Raw genomic sequence first — 22,758 nt, 5'->3', positions numbered from 1 at the left:
TTGACAATTAACAATTGACAATTGACAATTACCATTCGGAACGATTGTTTAAGCACAATATAGCGCAGCCTAATTGTTAATTGTTAATTGTCAATTGTCAATTGTCAATTTTTAGCGGGCATCCGCCCGCTAAATTATCATTTATTCCAGCCATTCGTTTATCAGTTTCATCACCTCTTTCTTTTCTTTTTCGGGTAACGTATTGATGCGCGCCAGATGGCTCCCATTGGGCTGGATGAATACGTGAATATTCTTCTTGTTTTTCAGCCAGGTGACGCCTGCTGCTGTCCACGGGTCGTTCTGACCATAGATAAAAATCATTTTCGGGTCGTTTTTCTTTAGGAACTTTGTTATTTTCTTGCTGAGAGTTTTATCGAAATCCATATCTTTCAGTTCTTCGGGGAGCATCAGACGGTGCAGATAACCTTTACTTGACTTGATAGAAAGGTATTCTTTGAAAGGTTCGACGTCATAACCATAGTAACCCAGTTCGCGGGCTGCCTGCACGAAGAAAGAAGCGTTCGGACTGTTGGGAGTGAAGTAGCCGGGTTCGCTGATGGCAAGCAAGTGCTTGAAAATGTCGTCGTCGGAAGCGGTAGTGGCGGGAATGGAAGTGATGGGAGTGCCCCATTGCCACAAGGCGAAGGAATATTCCAATACCGAATAATCGTAGATTTCTTCGATAGGAGCGTTGAAAGAATATTTCTTTTCGGCACAGTACTTCTCGAAACGGGGGAGTAAGGTTGCTTTCCGTTTCAATGCTTCCAATTGGAAATCTTCAATTTTCTTGCGGTTTTCGGCAGTAGATACATTGTGCAGGAAAGGTTCATGACGGCCATCTTCTACTCCATAGCAAAGCGGCGCTACGTAGGGGACGGAAATATCCACATCGTCCGGATAGAAGGTGCGGTAGAGGAGGGTGGTTTGTCCACCCTTACTGATGCCTGTGGCGATCCATTTGCCCGGATAGATGTTCTTGAATGCGGTGGTGATGGCGTGCAGGTCGTCTGCGGAGCTTTCGGCTGTCAGATATTGCCAGTCTTTGGGTTCGGGGGTGGATTCCAGAAAATAACGGTATTCCACGAATATCATGTTGGCATTGAGAAGCTTTGACAGCTCTTCGCGATATTTGGGGCGGAGGGCATAAGCGGCGCCATAACCTTCGGTGACGATGACTGTGGGACGGTCGAAACCAATATGGGCGACAATGACGCGCTGACGGAAACTGCCTTTCTCCGGATGGCGGTGATCCAACGGTTGGGTAAAATAGGTGACGTACTTCTCTGCGAATTCAGAGGTTTCTAACGGACGGACTTCCTTGATGGCGGAAATTTTGTTTAATTTTTGCTTCAGGGCAGTTTGTGCGGATAAAGATGCCGGAACTGCCAGCAATACAAGGAGTAAAAGCGTCGCGTAGCGAATGTATATGTTCTTCATCATAATAGGATTTTAAATTCGGGGTAAAGATACTACTTTTTGCGAAAAGGAGAGACGTTTGGGATAAATGATAATTTAGTCATAAAAAAGAGAGAGAACTACCTCACGGCACCTCTCCCCCTGCAAACTTAAAACAACCAACAAAAGAAATAGAAAGATTTATGATTTCAGATTTATAGGCTGTGCTATTATGCCGCATGGCATAAATCATAAATTGTAAATCATAAATCTCAAAATCATCTTATAAACAAGAGTTCTCTGTATTTGGGCAACGTCCACATCTGGTTGTCAACAATCAGTTCCAGCTTGTCGATGTGGTAACGGATCTCTTCCATGGCCGGCACGATGGTGTCGTGGTAGGCGATGGCTTTCTCACGTTCACTTTCAATCTTGTTGGCAACCTTACGGGCTTCGATCATGGCATCTACATGCTCCTTGATGAAAGCGGTGCGGTCGGCAATCTCTTCGATGAGTTCCAGGTTCTTGGCAGATAGTTTTGCAGCTTTATCGCCGGGGAACAAGTCCTTCATCTTGTAAACGTTGTCTATGAGATCCGTCTGATATTGTGTTGCCACGGGGATGATGTGGTTCATGGCCAGATCACCCAATACACGGGCCTCAATTTGGATTTTCTTAGTGTAAGTTTCCCATTTCACTTCGTTACGGGCTTCCAGCTCTTTGCGGTTCAGGACACCGGTAGCTTCGAACATCTTGATGCTTTCCGGTTTCAGATAGCTGTCGAAGATAAGGGGTACGCTGGTCTCGCAATCCAGACCGCGCTTCAGGGCTTCGGCTTTCCATTCGTCGCTGTAGCCGTTGCCGTCGAAATGGATGGGCTTACAAATCTTGATGTATTTGCGGATCACTTCGAGGATGGCCGAAATCTTCGGTTCACCCTTTTCGATGAGGGCATCCACATCTTTCTTGAATTCTACCAGTTGCTCTGCCACGGCAGCGTTCAAGGCTATCATGGCGCAGGCGCAGTTGGCTTCGGAACCTACGGCACGGAACTCAAAACGGTTGCCGGTGAAGGCGAACGGGCTGGTACGGTTACGGTCGGTGTTGTCGATGAGCAATTCGGGAATCTGAGGGATGTCCAGCTTCATACCCTGTTTGCCACTGAGACTTACGAGGTCATCCTTGGTGCTCTCTTCGATGTGCTCCAACACCTGCGACAACTGCTTGCCAAGGAAACTGGAGATGATTGCGGGAGGCGCTTCGTTGGCACCCAGACGGTGTGCGTTGGTGGCGCTGGAGATAGCTGCCTTTAGCAATCCGTTGTGCTTATAAACCGCCATCAGGGTATTCACTACGAAGGTGATGAAGCGTAGGTTTTCTTCGGGCAACTTGCCGGGTCCCATCAATCCGATACCGGTGTCCGTGCCCAGTGACCAGTTGTTGTGCTTACCGCTACCGTTGACGCCCTTGAAAGGCTTTTCGTGCAACAGCACGCGGAAGCCGTGGTTGCGAGCTACTTTACGCATCAGTGCCATGATAAGCATGTTGTGGTCTACCGCCAGGTTACATTCTTCGAAGATAGGAGCCAACTCAAACTGGTTGGGAGCTACCTCGTTGTGACGGGTCTTGACGGGAATACCGAGTTTCAATGCTTCAATCTCCAATTCCTTCATAAAAGCGGCCACGCGGGTGGGGATGGCTCCGAAATAGTGGTCTTCGAGCTGCTGGTTCTTGGCACTGTCGTGGCCCATGAGCGTGCGCCCGGTCATCAACAGGTCGGGACGGGCAGCATAAAGTCCTTCGTCAATCAGAAAATATTCCTGTTCCCAACCCAGGTAGGCAACCACTTTTTTCACTTCGGGATTGAAGTAGCGGCATACGTCTACGGCAGCTTTGTCTACAGCACGCAGGGCTTTCAGCAACGGTGCCTTGTAGTCCAGAGACTCGCCGGTGTATGCAATGAAAATGGTAGGGATGCAGAGCGTATCATCGACGATGAAAGCCGGAGAGGAGGGGTCCCATGCGCTGTAACCGCGTGCTTCGAAAGTATTGCGGATGCCACCGTTGGGGAAGCTGGATGCGTCCGGTTCCTGCTGAACGAGGAGCTTCCCTGTGAATTCTTCCATCACACCGCCTTTGCCGTCGTGTTCGATGAAAGCATCGTGCTTCTCGGCCGTACCTTCGGTGAGCGGGTGGAACCAGTGAGTGTAGTGGGTAACGCCCATTTCGAGTGCCCATTTCTTCATACCGGCTGCCACTTCATCAGCAATGCTGCGATCCAGCGGAGCACCATTGTCGATCACGTCAATCAGTTTGGCATATACCTTGCTGGGCAGATACCTGAACATCTTTTCCTTGTTGAACACATACTTGGCATAATATTCCGACGGACGTTCCGCGGGGGCTGCCACTGCAACGGGTTTCTTCTTAAACGCCGTTTCAACTACTCTGAATCTCAATTTTGACATAATACCTCGAGTTGTAATTGTTGGTTTATAAAAATATATTTGTTAGAGTAAAAAAACTCTTGTTTAGTTATAAGCTGATTCGCCATGTTCGTAAATATCGAGTCCTTCTTCTTCCACCCGTTTCGGAACGCGGAGACCGTGCACGATGTCGAGTCCTTTGAAGATGAGATAACCCATACCTGCCGCCCATGCGCCTACCACGAGGGCACCGAATACCTGTGCACCCAGGAAACCTGCACCTGCACCGTAGAAGAGACCTTCGCTGGTGGAGAAAAGCCCCGTGAGTATGGTTCCGAGGAAACCGCAGACACCATGTACGGAAGAGGCACCTACAGGGTCGTCAATCTTAAGTACTTGGTCGATGAATTCCACCGAGAAGATCATTACGATGCCGCAGATGGTACCGATGATGACTGCACCCAGTGGGGAAACCGCATCACAACCTGCCGTGATGCCTACCAAACCTGCCAAGATACCGTTCAGGGTGAGTGACAAGGACGGTTTGCTGAACTTCAACCAACTGACTACCAGTGCAAAGAAACCGCCTGCACAGGCTGCAAGGTTTGTGGTAAGGAATACGTGTGAGATAGCTTCCTGATCGGCCGTAGAGGCTGCTGCCAACTGTGAACCGGGGTTGAAACCGAACCAGCCGAACCATAGGATGAATACGCCCAGAGCTGCCATCGTAAGGTTGTGTCCCGGGATGGCTCTCGATTTGCCGTCTTTGCCATACTTGCCGATACGCGGGCCGAGGATAGCCGCACCTACCAGTGCAATCCAGCCACCGACGGAGTGAACCACCGTAGACCCTGCGAAATCGTGGAACGTAGTGCCGAACAGATTCATCATGAACGAACCTTCTTCACCGTTCATCAGCCATCCGCCGCCCCAGGTCCAATGACCGGATACAGGGTAAATCAGTACGCTGATAAAGATGGTGTAAACCAGATACATGGAAAACTTGGTGCGCTCCGCCATAGCTCCTGATACGATGGTAGCCGCTGTGGCGCAGAATACGGTCTGGAAAACCAGGAAACCTTCTGTGGGTAGTCCGCCGCCGTCATAGAACGAGAGGTCGAAGAAGTGGGGCATTCCCACGAAACCGCCTACGCCGAACATCAGTCCGAAGCCGATGAACCAGTAGAGAAGGGAGCCGAACATGAAGTCCACGAAGTTCTTCATCAAGATGTTGGCGGTGTTCTTCACCCGTGTGAAACCGGCTTCCACCAGTGCGAAGCCCGGTTGCATGAAGAATACCAGCATGGCGGCGAGAAGCATCCATACAGTGTTAAGTCCGTTTATCAGTTCTCCTAAAGTGTCGGGAGCAGCTTCTTCTGTGGCTGTCTGCTCTGTGACGGCTATTACTGTGGTTGATAGGTTGTCCGCCGTGGCGGTATTCTGTGCGAAAGTTTCTGTTGCCATGCAGATTGCCATAAGGACAGCACCGGCTATCCACAGCTTGGCAATGCTGCGTTTTCTATATTTATCCATAAGTTTTTTGCTTTTTGTTGTACTTGTATTCTTTGTCTTTCTATAGTGAGCTTCTCCCTTACAAGGGCGTGAGCTTCTCCCTTATAAGGTAGTGCATCGCTCACTTTTTTGTTGTGGTTTGTAGCTGCCTATCTTTCTTGTTCGGCATTATAGAGTGCGATGTCGCCCCTTTCGGCAGTGCGGATGCGGATGGCGTCTTCAATGGGAATGACGAAGATACGTCCATCGCCGATTTCTCCGGTTTGTGCGGACTTGATGATGGCTTGCACGGTCTTTTCCGCATTCTTGTCTCGTACCACGATGGAGACCAGGATACGTTCAATGGAACTGGTGTCGTACATTACACCGCGGTAGATGCGGGCCTGGCGTGATTTTCCTATACCTCTTACGTCGTAGTAGGAGAACCATTCGATGTCCGCTTCGAGCAATGCGTCCTTTACATCCTCGAATTTGGTCTTACGGATAATTGCTTCAATCTTTTTCATACCTTACTATATTTACGATTAGACAATTTACGATTTACGATTTGCCATTCGGCGCATCTGTAAATACCTAATACCTGTTTATTCTTCTTTAAAAACTAACTCCCACTGCGAAGTAAGCTCCCTGTGTATGGGGATTGAACGTCAACTGCGCGAAAGTGGGCAGTGAGAAGGAGTCACTGAATTTGATCTCTTTTTCAGCTTTCAGTGTGAGGTTGGTGACGTTGAATTTGTCGGCATATGCACCTTCCCACGGGGTGAAACCTACTTCTGCCGACCAATCCAGACCACCCAGTTTGAAAGGGGCGCTGATGCCTACATAAGTGGAATAGGCTCTGTCACCATTTTCTTTCGTGTAGTCGTCACCGGCAAAATAAGTGTTCCAGCTTAGTGCCAAAGGGCCGAAGTCGTATCCCAGAGTCGCTTCAAAGATATGTGCCGTGCTGTGTGCACCATACTTGAAGTAATCTCCCGTATATCCACCGTCTTCTTTGTGATAGGAGAACCAGTAATCGGTGACTGCCACGCTGAAACCGCCTGTGCTGTAGCCCAGTGTAAGGTCAATTTCCCTGGCATCGTCTTTGTCGATTCCTACCGAACCCCATGCCGTCAGTGACAGGCCTTTATATCCTACCGACATGCTGGGCTGAATGCTCACTCCGCCGCAGTCCGTGCCGCGCCAGATGTAACCACTTACCAGGTCGGCACCGACTGATGCTTCCACTTTGTCCTGTGCCTTTGCCGTGAAGGGCAGGGCTACTGATAATAATGCGATTGCTATTGCCTTCAATTTTACGCTTTTTGTTTCCATATCCTTTTACCTTTTTAAATTTAGAAAAATTGCGGATGATCAGTCCGGTGAAACAGCTGTTATTTAAGTATAATGTTTTCTGTAAGTCGATGCCATCTGTCATGCTGAGCTTGTCGAATCATCTCTTCTCTCTACATCAACCATTTTCTGATTCTCTTCATCGCCTCCGTGCAATCTTCGTGATTGCCGAAAGCAGTCAGCCGGATGTAACCCTCTCCGCTGGGACCGAAACCTACGCCGGGTGTCCCCACCACGTTGGCCTCGTACAACATTTGTTCAAAGAATCGCCACGAACCGACTCCGTTCGGTGTTTTCAGCCAGATGTAAGGGGCATTTACGCCGCCGTACACTTTCAGTCCGGCTGCTTCCAGACCTTCTTTCATCGTCCGGGCGTTGTTCATATAGTAATCGATGTTTTCCTTTATCTGTCGTTTGCCCTCCGGGGTATATATGGCCTCGGCAGCCCGTTGGGTGATGTAGCTGGTGCCGTTGAACTTGGTGCATTGACGGCGGTTCCACAGGCGGTTCAGTGCGATGCGATCACCGGTCAGTGTGGCGGCTGTCAGTTCTTTCGGAACCACGGTATATCCACAACGTACCCCGGTGAATCCGGCTGTTTTTGAGAAGCTGCGGAATTCGATGGCACATTTTTTGGCTCCTTTTATCTCGTAGATGGAGTGGGGCACATCTTTTTCTTGTATGAATGCCTCGTATGCCGCATCAAACAGGATGAGGGTGTCGTTGGCAAGTGCGTAATCCACCCATTTCTTTAACTGAGGTTTCGTCAGTGTGGTTCCCGTCGGGTTGTTAGGGTAACAGAGATAAACGATGTCGATGCGCTTGTCCGGTATCTCGGGGACGAAGTTGTTTTCGGCGGTACAGGGCATGTAGGTCACGTTGCTCCATTTGCCGTCTTCTTCCAGCACTCCGGCACGGCCGCACATCACATTGCTGTCTATGTATACCGGGTAGATGGGGTCGGTCACTCCCACGCTGTTGTCGTGGCGGAGGATATCTCCGATGTTACCCGTATCGCTCTTGGCTCCATCATTGACGAACACTTCCGTAGGGCTGAAATGAATACCTCTCGGGGCGTAATCGTGCTTGATGATGGCCTCAATCAGAAAATCGTATCCCTGTTCGGGGCCGTAGCCGCGGAAAGTCTTCCCGTTTGCCATCTCGTCCACCGCCTTGTGCATCGCCTCGATGCAGGCCGGTGGCAGTGGCCGGGTAACGTCGCCGATACCCAGACGGATGACTTCTTGCTTAGGGTGTGTTATCCTGAAAGTATTCACCTTTTTAGCTATGTCTGAAAATAAATAACTTCCCGGTAATTTCAAAAAATGTTCGTTTACTAATGCCATACTTTCTTGTTGTTTTAAGCGTTAATTATCTCTATCTCCCCATCGAATACCCGGACCGCTCCTCCGGTCATCATTACGTGCCCGTTTTTTTCGTCCCACTCGATGGTGAGTGTGCCTCCATCCATGATGATGTCTGATGATCTTCCGGCTCTTCCTGTGAGGGCGGCGGCTACGGCGGTGGCGCAAGCTCCTGTTCCGCAGGCTTGGGTGACGCCCGAACCTCTTTCCCATACCCGCATCCGGATTTTGCCGTCTTCAAGTATCTGGGCGAACTCTACATTGATTCGTCCGGGGAATGACGGGTAGTTTTCCAGTTTCGGGCCGATACTTTCGAGGTCTATTTCCTTTATATCATCTACGAAGATTACCAGATGCGGATTTCCCATTGAGACGGTGGTCCCGGTGAATTTCCGTCCGTCGGCTTCTACGGTTTGCTCCTGCATACCGGTAGGGATGCCCATGTCCACGGTGACGGTATCTACTTTTCCGTCTTTTATGTGGAGCTTCAGCACTTTGATGCCCGAAAGGGTATCGAGGGTGACTGCTGGCTTTGAGGTCAATCCATATTCATATAGGTATTTGCCGATGCAACGGCTGGCGTTACCACACATTTTGGCTTCGGAACCATCCGCATTGAAGATGCGCATGCTGAAATCAGCCTTGTCCGAACTGCCGATAAGTACCAGACCGTCACTTCCAATTCCTGTGTGCGGGGCGCTCCATATAACCGAAAGCTTTTCAGGACTTTCGATGGGGTATTTCGTGGTGTCTACATAGATGTAGTCGTTACCCGCTCCGTGCATCTTGGTGAATTTAATCATTCTTGTCATTTTGTACTCTGTTGGTGAATTAATGTTTCCTTTTGTTTTAATCACGATGCAAAGATACGACATTTTGATTGTTATTTAATAAAAACAATACCTTATTTCTATTTTAGGAGTCTAATCTTTCAGTCGCTGCAAATATACACTATTCAAGTTTCAATTTAAAAGTTTGCAGGGGGATATTTAGTGGATTTGTTATTTATGGAATTCTTTCTGCATATTCATTCTGTGTGAAAAAGGAGGTAAATGCTTGGTTTTTGCAGAAAAGTGAAGTTTATGGAATGAAAAAACCATTTCATAAATGACATTATGAAACGGTTTTATTGTTTTTTGGTGACTAAATGTATTTCAGGAAACACCTTGTTACTATCTTTAAAAAAGTTATTTCCTTTTCAATATCTCCTGCAATAATACAGGCTCATTGGTTGTGATAAAGTCCACGCCTTCGCCGATAAGCCATTCCATGTCTTTGGCATCGTTCACTGTCCAGGCATTCACTTTCATGCCGAGGTCGTGACATTCTTTAATCCATTCGGGGTGTTTTTTGAATACACTGAAGTGATAGTCGGGGCCGGCGCATCCCCATTCTTTCAACTCTTTCGGGCTGAGGTCGCCTTCCAGATAGTAGACGGGAGTGCCTTTCGGGGCGAGACGGATGAACTCTTTGCAGGCGTGGCGGGAGAAGGTGATGTACTCGGTGCGGTCTGCCAGGCCCATTTTCTTTATCATTTTCACGATTTGTTTTACGGCTCGGGTTTCCTGTTCGGGAGTTTTATGTGCTTTAAGCTCCAGGATCAGACGGGTTTTCAGTTGCTTGGCTTTGCTGAGGTATTGTTTCAGGGTTGGGAGGTTTTCCCCATTATCGAGAATGATGGAAGTACACTCTTTCTTGGTGGATGTTTCCATGCGGACACCCTTAAAGACACCGTCATGGTCTACGATGAGCTTATTGTCGGCAGTGAGCCATACGTCGAACTCGGAGCCGTAAGAGTTGATGGAGTCGGCTTTCACCAGAGCGGCAATGCTGTTTTGGGCGGAGCCGTCAGTTTTCCAGAAGCCACGGTGGGCGATAACTTGGGTGTTTTGTGCCTGTACAGTGCCGTATGCGGCAATAGTCAGGATAGAGGCGAATAAAAGGTTTTTCAGTTTCATAGGTGCGTGATTTTTAAATTCGTTGCAAGTTACGAAATAATTCGATAATATTTAATAACTACTATCTCCGTCTGCGACGGCGATGGCGTTTCTTCTGCTTATAGATACTGATCCGTTTCCATACAATCCAGACAAATAGTGCACCGAAAACGGCAAAGATAAGGAGCACAATACCAGTGTTCAGATTATCACCTTTGACGCGGCTCCACATTTCAAGGACGAGTTCCGTGCGGTCGCCAAAGTCGCGGATCATGGCACAGCGCTCTACTACTTGACGGTCGGGGTACTGGATAGGATTGATTTGAATGCTGTCTGCTCCGGGGCCAAAGAAGTAGCTGAGGTCGGAGAACTGTTCAAGAGTCGTATCAATCTTTGCCTCCATGATTTCGGCGGTTGCTACGGCACTGACGTAACCTATGGCATCCATGTTGCGCAGGGCAATGTCCGGTTGGCAAAGGTAGTTGATGAAGTAACTGGCGGCTTTCACGTTGCGGGCGTACTTGGGGATGGCCCAGCCATCGTACCAGATGTTGCTGCCTTCGCGGGGAACCGTATAATCGAGGCTGACACCCACAGCTTCGGCTTCTTCGATGGCCCAGACGGCATCACCGCTCCATGTGAGGTTGAGCCATGCCTTGTTCTTGGTCATCATCTCTTTGCCGAAGTCGGCTTCCCACCCGGCGATATTGGGTTTCATGGATTTCAGATATTGCTCTGCCAAGGCGATGGCTTCGGGGGAATTATCGTTCATCAGTTGTTCCACGGTGATGGTGCTGTCGGCAAGCTGGCGGGCGTGGGCGTAGATGATGGCAGTTCCGTAAGCGTCGCGGTAACTGTCCTTCATCAAGATTTTACCACGGTTGACGGCATCCCAAAGGCATCCCCAGGTGCTGACTTCTTCGAGGGTTTTGAACTTCTTGTTATAGAGAATGCCGGCAGTACCCCACATATAGGGAACAACGTAGTCGTTGGTGTGGCGGCCGGGCTGGCTGATTTTCTCCAGTTCTTTCCGGATGTAAGGGGAGATGTTGGGGATGTAATCCGGGGTTTTGCCGAAGTCGCGGTTGATGGGGAGGAGGAGATCCTTTTTCAACATACGCTCAATGATGTATTCCGAGGGGCATATGAGGTCGAAGTCTTCCTGCCCACGCTCGATTTTGGTGAGCATGATTTCGTTGATGTCGAATACCTGGTAGATGATGCGGATGTCTTCGCCTGTTTGTTCTTTGTACCAGGCGGGGAATTCGGCAAGGACATTCTCGTCGATGTAGTCAGCCCAGTTGTAGACTTTGAGGACACGGCTACGTTTCTCGCCGGAGCTGGTGCAAGAAGCGAGAAGAAGGATGCAGAGGAGGAGGGGTATGTATTTCTTCATTGTTGATATGATTATGTGGTAAATGATAATTTAGCGGGCGGATGCCCGCTAAAAATTGACAATTGACAATTGACAATTAACAATTAGGCTGCGCTATATTGTGCTTAAACAATCGTTCCGAATGGTAATTGTCAATTGTCAATTGTTAATTGTCAATTTTTAGCGGCAAAGCCGCTAAATTATCATTTTTGTTTTTATTCTTTCTTTGAACGTTCCGCTCTCTTGTTTATCACAATCAGCAGCACTAACACCGTTACGAAGATGATAGTTGACAGCGGGCGCAATTCCGGGGTTAATCCCCCCTTGCGCGCATCGGCATAGATATAGGTGGAAAGCGTTTCCAGACCTTCGTTTCCGATGGTGAAAATGGTCACTGCGAAATCATCAATGGAAAGGGTGAAAGCAAGGATGAACCCGCTTATCATTCCCGGCAGGATCTCCGGAAAGATAACCTTCCGCAATGCCTGGAAAGGCGTAGCGCCCAGGTCGAGGGCGGCTTCGTAAACGTTCTGATTCATCTTTTTCAGGCGGGGCATGACACTGAGCACTACATACGGAGTACAGAAAGTGATATGTGCCAGCACCACCGTTGTGAATCCTTGTGAGATGCCGAAGCTGACAAACAACAGGAATAGCGACACACCTGTGATGATGTCTGCATTCATCATCGGTATGGCATTGGTGAAGTTCATCACTTGCCGGGCACGGGAACGCAGGTTGAAGATGCCGATGGCTGCCAGGCTGCCCAGCAAGGTAGATGCCGTAGCCGCAATCAGCGCGATGGCAAATGTGTTCCAGATGGCACTCATCAGCGAGTGGTGCATCCCGCCGGTGAAGAGTGAACTGTATAATTTGGTGGAGAACCCTGTCCAATTGCCCAGCACCTTGGCTTCGGTGAAGGAGAAAATCATAATAATCAGGATGGGCGAATAGAGCAGCGCCAACAGCAGCCACAAATATCCTTTGGCAAATATACGTGTCATCATATCACACCTCCGCTTTCATTTTGAGCACTGTCGTTCTCGTTCGTAAACAAGGCAGTGACGCCAATCAGCAACAGCATGATGAGCGACAGGGCAGCGCCGTAGTTCCACATTCCGTTATAAATGCTCTCCTGCACGGTGGTACCGAACAGTTTGATATTGTTCATTGTCAGCAATTCGGCAATGGCAAAGGTGGAGACGGTGGGCATGAAAACCATCACCACGCCACTCATGATGCCCGGCATGGAGAGGGGCAGAATCACCTTCCGGAACACTTGCAGGGGCGTAGCGCCCAAGTCTTGGGCGGCTTCTATCAGACTGCCGTCCATCTTCTGCAACGTGTTGTAGATGGGGTATATCATGAACGGCAGAAAGTTGTAGACCATACCGAACACCAGCGCACCTTCGCCCAACGGCAGGTTGAGGAAGTCGAACAGCGCCACGGTGGCAAGTGTGCGTATCAGGATGTTCACCCACATAGGCAGGATGAACAGTACAACCATGGTCTGGGAAGTGTTGAAGCGTTTCTGACTCAGGATATAAGCTGCGGGATAACCCAGTATGAAGCATGCCAGCGTGGTGATGACGGCTATCCCGATGGAGTAAACAAATGTGTTGATGGCTTCGGGGTGCACCATGAACTTGCGGAAGTTGGCGAATGTGAACGCGCCCTCGGCGTCCGTGAAAGCATAGAGCACAATGAGCAACAAGGGCATCACCACGAAGATGACGAGAAACAGAGCGTAGGGAACAGTCCAGTTCCGGCGACGCATGAAGAAGCGGGATATATTACTGAGCACTTCCTTTCTTATTAGTGGGTTCAACAATAGCAGAGGGTTTCATCACCCGGATGTTCTGCGGAGCGATGGTGATGCCGACGCGGTCGCCGTCGTCCCAGACGTCGTTGGTGTCGACAAAGATATCTTCATCCCAGTCCGTAAACACGGTGAGATGGTAATGGTTGCCTTTGTAGAGGATGAATTTCACTTCACCAGTCAGATGGCCGTCTTCTTCGTTATCTTCGAGGATGACGTTCTGGAAATCAATCTCCACCTGTACGTCGCTGCCCGGCTCGATGCCTTGCACTTCAGCGCACTCAAAGGTATAGCCGAGGAACTCGACGTGCTGTCCGTCGATCAGTCGTCCGGCGAAAGTGTTGCAGGTGCGTTCCTTCTTCATGACGTGGATATCGAAGGGCTTTACGAGCAGGCCCACCTGGCGTCCGGCTTCGAAGCTGTGATAGTCCTGCACCATGAATTCGTAACCTTCGTTGGTCTGCACCATCATTTCGTAGTGCACGCCTTTGAAGATGCAGGAGGTGACGGTGCCTGTCAGTTGGGCGGCGGCAGAAGGCTCGAAGATATAAATGTCTTCGGGACGGAGGACGACATCGACAGGGGTATTGACGCCGAAGCCCTTGTCCACACACTCAAATTCGTGTCCGGCAAAGGAGACGGATTTATCTTGGAGCATGAGTCCGTTCAGGATGTTGCTCTCGCCGATGAAGTCGGCAACGAAAGAGTTGATAGGCTCGTTGTAAATGTCGGTCGGGGTACCTATCTGCTGGATGCGGCCTTCGCTCATCACGACGATGGTGTCGCTCAGGGTGAGGGCTTCTTCCTGGTCGTGGGTGACGTAGATGAAGGTGATGCCGAGCTTCTGGTGCATCTCCTTCAGTTCCATCTGCATGTCCTTGCGCATTTTCAGGTCGAGGGCGGCGAGGGGTTCGTCCAGTAGCAACACTTCCGGTTCGTTGACGATGGCGCGGGCGATGGCTACGCGCTGCTGTTGCCCGCCGGAGAGGGAGTCGACGTCACGGTCTTCGTAATCCGTCATGCCTACCATGCGGAGGGCTTGCTTCACCTTCTTGCCGATAGTGGCTTCGGGCATTTTCTTGAGTTTCAGTCCGAAGGCGATGTTGTTGTACACATTCAGATGAGGGAAGAGAGCATACTTCTGGAAGACGGTGTTCACCGGTCGCTGGTGCGGCGGTGTCTGGGTGATGTCACGTCCGCCGATGGTGATGATGCCTTCCGAGGCGGTCTGGAAACCGGCTATCAGGCGAAGCAAGGTAGTCTTGCCACAGCCGGAGGGTCCCAGGATAGTTACAAATTCGCCCTTACGGACAGAGAGGTTTACATCATTCAGTACGGCTTTGTCTCCGAAGTATTTCGATACGTGCTCTACACCAATGATGCAGTCAGACTTTTGCATAAGCGTTATTAAGTTTAACCCAAAAACGAATTGAACGAATTCTGCTTTTTCGAAAAAAGCGGGGCAAAGGTAGGGAATTAATCGGGAATATGAAAGAGGAGGGGGAGAGAAGTTATATTTAGATATAAAGCATTAGTTGTTTGTTGGCAGCGAGGGGAAACAGTATGAGGGAAATGCCACATCTGAGTAGTCATAATGCCACACTTCAGCAAGTAAAATGCCACACTATAATGAGGATGATGCCACACTTCAACAATCACGAAGTGTGGCATTGTGTTCATTCAAGTGTGGCATTTTACTTGCTGAAGTGTGGCATTACTATTTTATAATGTATATGCCGCTTCGTGCACTCCTACCACAGCGCGTCCGCTCGGATCATTCTTTCCTTGCAGTGTGGCATCCCAGGTAAGGGCTTCGGCTGTGGAACATGCCACGCTGGGGACGCTGGGAACACTGAAAGCTGCCGACCGGCTGGGGAAGTGCTCTTCGAAGATGCTGCGGTAATAATACTCCTCTTTGTTCTGCGGTGGATTGATGGGGAATCGTTCGGCCACATGCTCCATCTGGTGGTCGGTGACGGCAGCAGATGTGACGGCTTTCAGCGTATCAATCCAGTTGTAGCCTACACCGTCCGAAAACTGTTCTTTCTGTCGCCAGGCCACACTTTCGGGCAGCATATCCTCGAAAGCCTCGCGGACGATGCGTTTCTCTACTTCTTTGCCCGGACACATCTTGACGGCGGGATTCAAGCTCATGGCTACATCCAGGAATTCTTTATCAAGAAAAGGTACACGCCCTTCCACTCCCCAAGCGGCCAGGCTCTTGTTGGCACGCAGGCAATCGTACATGTGCAGTTTGGAGAGTTTGCGTACCGTCTCTTCATGGAAAGCTTGCGGGGTGGGCGCTTTGTGGAAGTAGAGATATCCTCCGAAAACTTCGTCAGCTCCTTCACCGCTGAGCACCATCTTGATACCCATACTCTTGATGACACGTGCCAGCAGGTACATCGGTGTGGAAGCGCGGACGGTGGTGACGTCGTAGGTTTCGATAAAGTAAATGACGTCGCGCAAGGCATCGAGACCTTCTTGCACGGTATAGTTGATTTCGTGATGGACGGTGCCGATGTATTCGGCCACTTCACGGGCTTTTATCAAGTCCGGTGCACCGCGCAGGCCGACGGCGAAGGAGTGGAGTTGCGGCCACCAGGCTTCGCTTTGGTTGTTGGTTTCGATGCGCTTGCGGGCATACTTTTTGGCAATGGCAGAAATGACGGAGGAGTCGAGTCCACCGGAAAGGAGTACCCCGTAAGGAACATCGGACATGAGTTGGCGCTGGACGGCAGCTTCGAGAGAAAGCTTTATGCTGTCTATTTCCTGACGTGTGGCATGGCGGGCGGCGGTGTCGTCTGACTTTACGGTGTCATATTCGGTCCAGTTGCGCTTGTACCAGCGTTGCATCTTGCCTTCGCTTCCCCGATAGTAATGGCCGGGGAGGAAAGGCTCGTATTCGTCGCAAAAACCTTCAAGCGCTTTCAGTTCGCTGCCCACGTAGATGTGGCCTTGGTCGTCATGGCCTATATAGAGAGGGATGACGCCAATCGGGTCACGGGCGATGAGGAAATCATCGGTTTCCTCGTCATAGAGGGCGAAAGCGAAGATGCCGTTCAATTCTTCAAGAAAGTCGATGCCCCGGTCCTTGTAGAGGGCGAGGATGACTTCGCAGTCCGAACCTGTCCGGAAAGTGTATTTCCCGGCATAACGGGCACGTATTTCGCGGTGGTTATAGATTTCACCGTTTACGGCGAGGATTTGTTTGTTGTCGGATGAGTACAAAGGCTGCCCACCGCTTTCGGGGTCGACGATGGAAAGCCGTTCGTGTGCCAGGATGGCACTGCCACCTACGTAGATACCACTCCAGTCGGGTCCGCGGTGACGGATTTTCTGCGCCATTTTCAGCGCTTTACTTCTCAATTCCTGGGATTGAGATTGGATGTTGAAGATGCCTGTTATTCCACACATGATTGTATTTGTTTTAGGGTTAGTAAATGATAATTTAGCGGCTTTGCCGCTAAATTATCATTTATTTAAATATTCATCTATTCTCTGCGCCGCCTTGCGTCCGTCAGCCAGCGCATGAACCACGAGACTTGCACCTCTGGCAGCATCTCCTGCCACAAACACATTCTCTGGGAATTCCGGTTGTTCCGGTTTCAGAAAGCCCATAGCTAACAATACCATGTCGGCATCAATGATTTCTTTCTTTCCGGTGAGCTTCATGGTGGGGCGTCCGCCATCTTGTGCCGCAGTCCATTCCACCTCTTCCACCTCTACGCCGCATACCTTGCCGTTCTTCCCGATGAACTGGTTGGAAGCAAGGCTCCAGCGACGGGTGCAACCTTCTTCGTGGCTCGAAGTCGTCTTCAGCACAATGGGCCATTGCGGCCAGGGCGTGGAGTCGTTGTGTCCTACGGGAGGTTGCGGCATGATTTCTATCTGCGTCACGCTTACGGCTCCCTGGCGGATGCTTGTACCGATACAGTCCGAACCGGTATCTCCACCACCAATGACGAGGACTTTCTTGCCTTTGGCATTTACCAACTTATCCTTCGGAAAAGTTTCTCCGTCGAGAATGTGGTTCTGTTGTGACAGCATTTCAAGGGCGAAGTGGATACCTTTCAGTTCGCGTCCGGGGATGGTGAGGTCGCGTGCTTGTGGGGTTCCGGTACAGATGCAATAGGCGTCGAAGCCTGCGGGAAGTTTCTGCACGTCTACGGTTACGCCCATCTCAAATTGAATGCCTTCGGCTTCGAGTACCCGCATGCGGCGGTCGATTACTGCTTTGTCGAGTTTGAAATTAGGAATACCATAGCGCAATAATCCACCGGGCATGGGTTTGCTATCGAAAAGGGTTACTTCATACCCCCGGGCATTCAGCCGGCAGGCGGCGGACAATCCGGCAGGGCCGGCACCGATGATGGCTACCCGCTTTCCGTTGTGTTCGGGGCGGATAGGAGTGATGTAGCCTTCGCGGAAGGCAGCTTCGGCAATGGCGGCTTCGTTCTCACGGATGGTGACAGGCTCATCGCAGGAGAGTTTCAGTACACATGATTTCTCGCAGAGGGCGGGGCAGATGCGTCCCGTGAACTCGGGAAAGTCGTTGGTAGCAGCGAGGACCTCGTAAGCCTCACGCCATTTGCCTTTATAGAGTGCGTCTTGAAATTCGGGTTGCTTGTTGCCCAGCGGGCATGCCCAGTGGCAGAAAGGGACACCGCAGTCCATACAGCGTGATGCCTGGAGTTTGCGGTCGTGGCTGTTCAAAGTTTGTTCCACCTGACTGAAGTCGGTGATGCGTTCGTGGACAGGGCGGTAACCCGCTTCCTGTCGTGGTATGGTTAAGAATGCTTTTGGATTTCCCATGATAAACAAATTAAAGAGTTAAAGAATAAAAGGGGATGAACAAATTAAAGAATGAAAGAGGAACAGAGAAAGAGAAAAGTGAACATAAGCCGTACACTATCCCGCTTTTTCATTCTTTCATTATTAATTCGCGATTCAGTAATCACGTTGCATTTCCGCAATCTTCTGTTGCAGCTTCCGCATCTGTTCCTCTTGCAGTACTTTCTTGTACTCAATGGGGACTACCTGGATAAATTCGTCTACATAGCGGTTCCAGTCGTCGAGCATCGTGCGTGCCAGATTGGAGCCTGTGTAGAGATAGTGCTGGCGGACAAGCTCGTGCAATTCCTTGCGGTACGAAGCCTCTTCGATGAGTGAGAGTTCCACCATCTCCATATTGCAGAAATAATCGAAGTTACCGTCCCGGTTCCAGACGTAAGCTACGCCGCCCGACATTCCGGCTGCGAAGTTACGTCCCGTAGAGCCGAGGATTACGACACGGCCGCCTGTCATATATTCGCAACAGTGGTCACCTACGCCCTCCACTACGGCGATGGCACCGGAGTTGCGGACGGCAAAGCGTTCGCCTACACGCCCGTTGATATACACTTCACCGCTTGTAGCGCCATAGAGCAAGGTATTTCCGGCAATGGTGTTCTTTTCGGCCTGGAAATTGCTGCGTACCGGAGGCAGGACGGCGATACGTCCGCCCGACAATCCTTTGCCGAGGTAATCGTTCGCTTCACCTTCCAATTTAAAGTTAATACCCGGTACAAGGAATGCGCCGAAACTCTGCCCTGCCGAGCCTTTGAATTTTACGTTCAGCGTGTGTGCAGGCAGACCTGCTTCCCCATACTTTGCGGCAATGGCACCGGAGAGCATAGCCCCACAGGCGCGGTCGGTGTTGGCAATGGTGTACTCCAGCGAGATTTCTTTCTGGCTCTCCAAGGCTTCGGCGGCGGCATGTAGCATTTCCACATCTTTCACGTGATCGATACCGTGCTGTTGGTCGATGGTGTGGCGGATGGCGGCATTGTTCGGGATGCGTGCCAGAAGCCTGGAGAAGTCGAGAAGCTCGAATTTAGGATTCCCCTCTATTGCTTTTTCTCTTTTTGTCAACTCATCCCCTTGTCCTTTTCTTACGATAAGATCAGTCCGTCCGATGATGTCATCCAGACGCTCCACGCCAATTTCAGCCAAATACTCGCGCACTTCCTGCGCAAGGAAAGTGAAGAAATTCACCAGATATTCGCTTCGTCCGTGAAAACGTTTGCGCAGTTCTTCGTTCTGTGTTGCCACACCCACGGGACAGGTGTTCTGATGGCATTTGCGCATCATGACGCAACCCAGCACAATCAGCGCACTGGTGGCAAAACCGAATTCCTCGGCTCCCAGCATTGCCATCAGCACGATGTCACGGCCTGTCTTCAGCTGCCCGTCCACTTGTAGCATCACTTGCCCGCGAAGGCCGTTCAAGACAAGTGTCTGTTGCGTCTCGCTCAAACCAAGTTCCGGAGAAATACCGGCATAACGGATGCTGGAAGCCGGAGAAGCTCCCGTCCCCCCTTCTGCACCGGAGATGACGATGAGGTCGGCTTTGGCCTTTGCCACACCTGCGGCGATGGTTCCCACACCGCTTTCCGCCACCAGCTTCACGCTGATTTTGGCCCGTGGATTTACGTTCTTCAAGTCGAAGATGAGCTGTGCCAGGTCTTCAATGGAATAAATGTCGTGATGGGGCGGAGGGGAAATCAAAGAGATGCCCGGTATGGAGTGGCGTGTCTTGGCAATCACCTGGTCTACCTTGAAGCCCGGAAGCTGACCGCCTTCGCCCGGCTTGGCACCCTGCGCCACTTTTATTTGTATTTCGTCGGCATTCACCAGGTATTCCGTTGTCACGCCGAAACGTCCCGAGGCTACCTGCTTGATGGCACTGCGCAGGGAAGTTCCGTCTTCACGCGGAGCGAAGCGGGCACTGTCTTCACCACCTTCACCGGTGTTGCTGCGGCCGTGAATCTTATTCATGGCAATAGCCATCGCCTCATGGGCTTCTTTGCTGATGGAACCGTAGCTCATGGCACCCGTCACGAAACGGTGCATGATGCTTTCTGCCGGCTCTACTTTGTCAATGGGTATCGGACTGTGGCGGAAATCAAGGAAATCTCTCAAAAAGATAGGCGCTTCCTTTTCGTCCACCAGCCGAGTGAATTCCTTGAACTTCTTGTAGCTGCCCAGGCGTGTAGCCAGTTGCAGGGTTGAGATGGTTTCAGGGTTCCAGGCATGCTTTTCACCGTCCTTGCGGAAGGCGTACAAGCCATTGTTAGGAAGTAAATCTTCTATTTGTCCGGCAAAGCCTGCATCGTGGAATGCTATCGCGTCACGTGCCACCTCATCCAGACGGATGCCACCGATAGTGGATTTCAATCCGCCGAAGTAAGCATTGCTCAGTTCCTCGCTCAATCCCACCGCTTCGAATATCTTCGCACCCCGGTAGGAGCGGATGGTTGAAATCCCCATCTTACTCATGATTTTGAATAATCCCTTGCAGATGGATTTGATATATTTCTTCTCTGCCGTAGCGTAGTCCAGTTGTATTTCCTTCTTCGCCACCAGCCTGTCTATCACGGCAAATGCCATGTACGGATTCAGTGCACTGGCGCCGAAGCCCAGCAACAGGGCGGCGTGCATCACTTCGCGTATCTCACCGCTTTCCACTACCAGTGCCGTCTGCACGCGTTTTCCTACCGAGATGAGGTGATGGTGCACGGCGCTGACAGCCAGCAATGAAGGGATGGCGGCATGGGTGGCGTCCACGTCGCGGTCGGTCAGTACGATGTAGTTTACGCCTTCGCTGACAGATTCTTCCGCCTGTTTGCAAAGGGTGGTGAGTGCTTCTTGCAGTCCGGCACGCCCTTTGGACACCTCGAACAACATAGGTAGTTTCACCGTCTTGAACCCTTTGTAGCGGATGTTGCAAAGGATATCCAGTTGTGCATTGCTCAGGATGGGGTGATTGAGGCGCACCATCTTGCAATGGCTTTCGCTGGGTGTGAGGATGTTCATGCCAACGGCACCGATATATTCCGTCAGTGACATCACCAGTTCCTCTCGTATGGGGTCGATGGGCGGGTTGGTGACTTGGGCGAACTGCTGGCGGAAATAATTATATAGAAGCTGCGGCTTGTCAGAGAGCACAGCCAGCGGCGTATCGTTTCCCATAGAGTTGATGGGTTCGGCACCCGTGGTACACATAGGAACGATGAGGCGCTCGACGTCTTCTTTGGAATAGCCGAAGGTGCGCAGCATACGGTAATAATCAGGCACTGTGTGCTCCACTTTGCGGCCGCTTTTCAATTCATCCAGTTCGATGCGGTTCGTTGCCAGCCAATTGCGGTAAGGCTTGGCTTCGGCAAGTTGCTTTTTCAGTTCGCCATCGTAGTAGATTTCTCCCTTTTCGGTGTCCACCAGCAATATCTTACCGGGTTGCAGGCGGCCTTTTTCCTTGATGTCTCCCGGTTCGAAGTCCATGACACCCACTTCGCTCGCCACCACCATCATGTCGTTGTGTGTGATGAGGTAGCGTGCCGGACGCAGCCCGTTACGGTCGAGCATACCACCTGCGAAACGCCCGTCGCTGAACAGCAGTGCGGCAGGACCGTCCCACGGTTCCATCAGGATGGAGTGATATTCGTAGAAGGCTTTCAGGTCTTCGCTGATGGGATTCTTTTCGTTGAAGGACTCCGGTACCAGCATAGCCATGGCGTGGGGCAGACTCATGCCGGACATCACGAGGAATTCAAGTACATTGTCCAGTGAGGCGCTGTCGCTCATGCCCGGCTGGATGATGGGACGTATCTCTTTGATGTCGCCCAGCGAAGGGGAGGAGAGTACACTTTCGCGAGCCTCCATCCAGCCGCGGTTGCCTCGGATGGTGTTGATTTCGCCGTTGTGTGCCAGGAGACGGAAGGGCTGTGCCAGTCCCCAGGTGGGGAAGGTGTTGGTACTGAAACGGGAGTGCACCAGTGCCAGTCCACTGGTGAAATAACTGTTTGTCAGGTCAGGGAAGTAGTTGCGTAGTTGCAACGAGGAGAGCATACCTTTATAGATGATGTTCTTCGTGGACAGTGAGACGATGTAGAAATCCTCCCGTGCCGGGATGTCCGACTTGCGCACTTTATTTTCTATTCTCTTCCTTATTATATAGAGTTTACGGTCTGCCGTTTCGCTTTCCGTGAATCCGGTGATGAAAATCTGTTTGATGTCCGGTTCGTTGGCAAGTGCCGCTTCACCCAGTATTTCGGGGCAGGTAGGAACATTGCGCAGGTGCATCAGTGTCAATCCTTCTTTTTCAATCTCTTCGATGATGATGCTTAGAATAGCGGACTGGTCTTTCTCGTCTTTCGGGAGAAATAGAAGTCCGGTGCCGTACTTTCCCTTCTCGGGAACGGGGATGCCTTGCAGGAGGATAAACTCATGCGGTATTTGCAGCATGATGCCGGCACCATCTCCGGTTTTGTTGTCCGCACCTTCCGCACCACGATGGCGCATATTTTCTAATACTTTCAATGCTGACTCCACCAACTCATGCGATTTACCTCCGTGGATATTCACCAGCATACCCACGCCACAAGCGTCATGCTCATTGTCTGTATCATACAAGCCCAACTGCCTGGGCTGTCGCTGGCAAACGGACTGTTGACTCTGACCGGTTTTCTGTTGGCCGGCTTTTTCCTTTGTTTTGTTGTTAAAAAGCTCTTCTTTCATCCTTTTAAGTTTACTTTATTCTGTGGTAATACCTATTATT

At 50.7% G+C, this 22,758-nt stretch carries 15 protein-coding genes; all 15 read right to left on the bottom strand.

Going from position 1 to position 22,758, the window contains the following annotated elements; genetic code table 11:
- Nucleotides 1-141 precede the first annotated feature (141 nt).
- Entirely contained in the window at nt 142-1,437 is a 1,296-nt protein-coding gene (locus tag BUC01_RS12095) for a S28 family serine protease (RefSeq protein ID WP_025833284.1), read from the bottom strand.
- A 236-nt stretch (nt 1,438-1,673) separates the two neighbouring features.
- Nucleotides 1,674-3,863: a glutamine synthetase III family protein gene (locus tag BUC01_RS12090; RefSeq protein WP_073313807.1), complete on the bottom strand. Its 2,190-nt coding sequence runs from the start codon at nt 3,861-3,863 to the stop codon at nt 1,674-1,676.
- Nucleotides 3,864-3,926: 63 nt separating this feature from the next.
- Nucleotides 3,927-5,354, bottom strand: a complete 1,428-nt coding sequence (locus BUC01_RS12085) for an ammonium transporter (RefSeq protein WP_025833286.1) — start codon at nt 5,352-5,354, stop codon at nt 3,927-3,929.
- Between the two features lie 128 nt (nt 5,355-5,482).
- On the bottom strand, nt 5,483-5,839 hold the full coding sequence (locus BUC01_RS12080) for a P-II family nitrogen regulator (protein WP_025833288.1): 357 nt from the start codon (nt 5,837-5,839) through the stop codon (nt 5,483-5,485).
- Nucleotides 5,840-5,927: 88 nt separating this feature from the next.
- On the bottom strand, nt 5,928-6,647 hold the full coding sequence (locus BUC01_RS12075) for a hypothetical protein (protein ID WP_073313805.1): 720 nt from the start codon (nt 6,645-6,647) through the stop codon (nt 5,928-5,930).
- A 131-nt stretch (nt 6,648-6,778) separates the two neighbouring features.
- On the bottom strand, nt 6,779-8,011 hold the full coding sequence (locus BUC01_RS12070; RefSeq protein ID WP_025833290.1) for an LL-diaminopimelate aminotransferase: 1,233 nt from the start codon (nt 8,009-8,011) through the stop codon (nt 6,779-6,781).
- A gap of 14 nt (nt 8,012-8,025) precedes the next feature.
- Entirely contained in the window at nt 8,026-8,841 is an 816-nt protein-coding gene (gene dapF, locus BUC01_RS12065) for a diaminopimelate epimerase (protein WP_025833291.1), read from the bottom strand.
- Between the two features lie 375 nt (nt 8,842-9,216).
- Entirely contained in the window at nt 9,217-9,987 is a 771-nt protein-coding gene (locus tag BUC01_RS12060; protein ID WP_073313803.1) for a glycerophosphodiester phosphodiesterase family protein, read from the bottom strand.
- A 61-nt stretch (nt 9,988-10,048) separates the two neighbouring features.
- Nucleotides 10,049-11,362, bottom strand: a complete 1,314-nt coding sequence (locus BUC01_RS12055) for an ABC transporter substrate-binding protein (protein WP_025833294.1) — start codon at nt 11,360-11,362, stop codon at nt 10,049-10,051.
- A 194-nt stretch (nt 11,363-11,556) separates the two neighbouring features.
- Nucleotides 11,557-12,348, bottom strand: coding sequence for an ABC transporter permease (locus BUC01_RS12050; protein WP_073313801.1), 792 nt, complete (start codon nt 12,346-12,348; stop codon nt 11,557-11,559).
- Entirely contained in the window at nt 12,345-13,118 is a 774-nt protein-coding gene (locus BUC01_RS12045; RefSeq protein ID WP_034524337.1) for an ABC transporter permease, read from the bottom strand. The genes BUC01_RS12050 and BUC01_RS12045 overlap by 4 nt, the downstream gene beginning before the upstream one ends.
- Nucleotides 13,119-13,134: 16 nt before the next feature.
- On the bottom strand, nt 13,135-14,559 hold the full coding sequence (locus tag BUC01_RS12040; protein WP_025832272.1) for a polyamine ABC transporter ATP-binding protein: 1,425 nt from the start codon (nt 14,557-14,559) through the stop codon (nt 13,135-13,137).
- Nucleotides 14,560-14,882: 323 nt separating this feature from the next.
- Complete coding sequence (asnB, locus tag BUC01_RS12035; protein WP_025832274.1) at nt 14,883-16,577, bottom strand: asparagine synthase B; 1,695 nt, start codon at nt 16,575-16,577, stop codon at nt 14,883-14,885.
- Nucleotides 16,578-16,634: 57 nt separating this feature from the next.
- Nucleotides 16,635-17,975 carry a glutamate synthase subunit beta gene (locus BUC01_RS12030; protein ID WP_025832275.1) on the bottom strand — a complete coding sequence of 447 codons (1,341 nt, stop codon included), beginning with the start codon at nt 17,973-17,975 and terminating at the stop codon, nt 16,635-16,637.
- A 135-nt stretch (nt 17,976-18,110) separates the two neighbouring features.
- Nucleotides 18,111-22,718: a glutamate synthase large subunit gene (gene gltB / locus BUC01_RS12025; protein WP_073313799.1), complete on the bottom strand. Its 4,608-nt coding sequence runs from the start codon at nt 22,716-22,718 to the stop codon at nt 18,111-18,113.
- Between the last annotated feature and the right edge of the window lie 40 nt (nt 22,719-22,758).

Source organism: Bacteroides stercorirosoris (assembly GCF_900142015.1).
Classification (GTDB): Bacteria; Bacteroidota; Bacteroidia; order Bacteroidales; family Bacteroidaceae; genus Bacteroides; species Bacteroides stercorirosoris.
The sequence above is the reverse complement of the archived record's forward strand: the minus strand, read 5'-3'. Positions and strand labels throughout refer to the sequence as shown.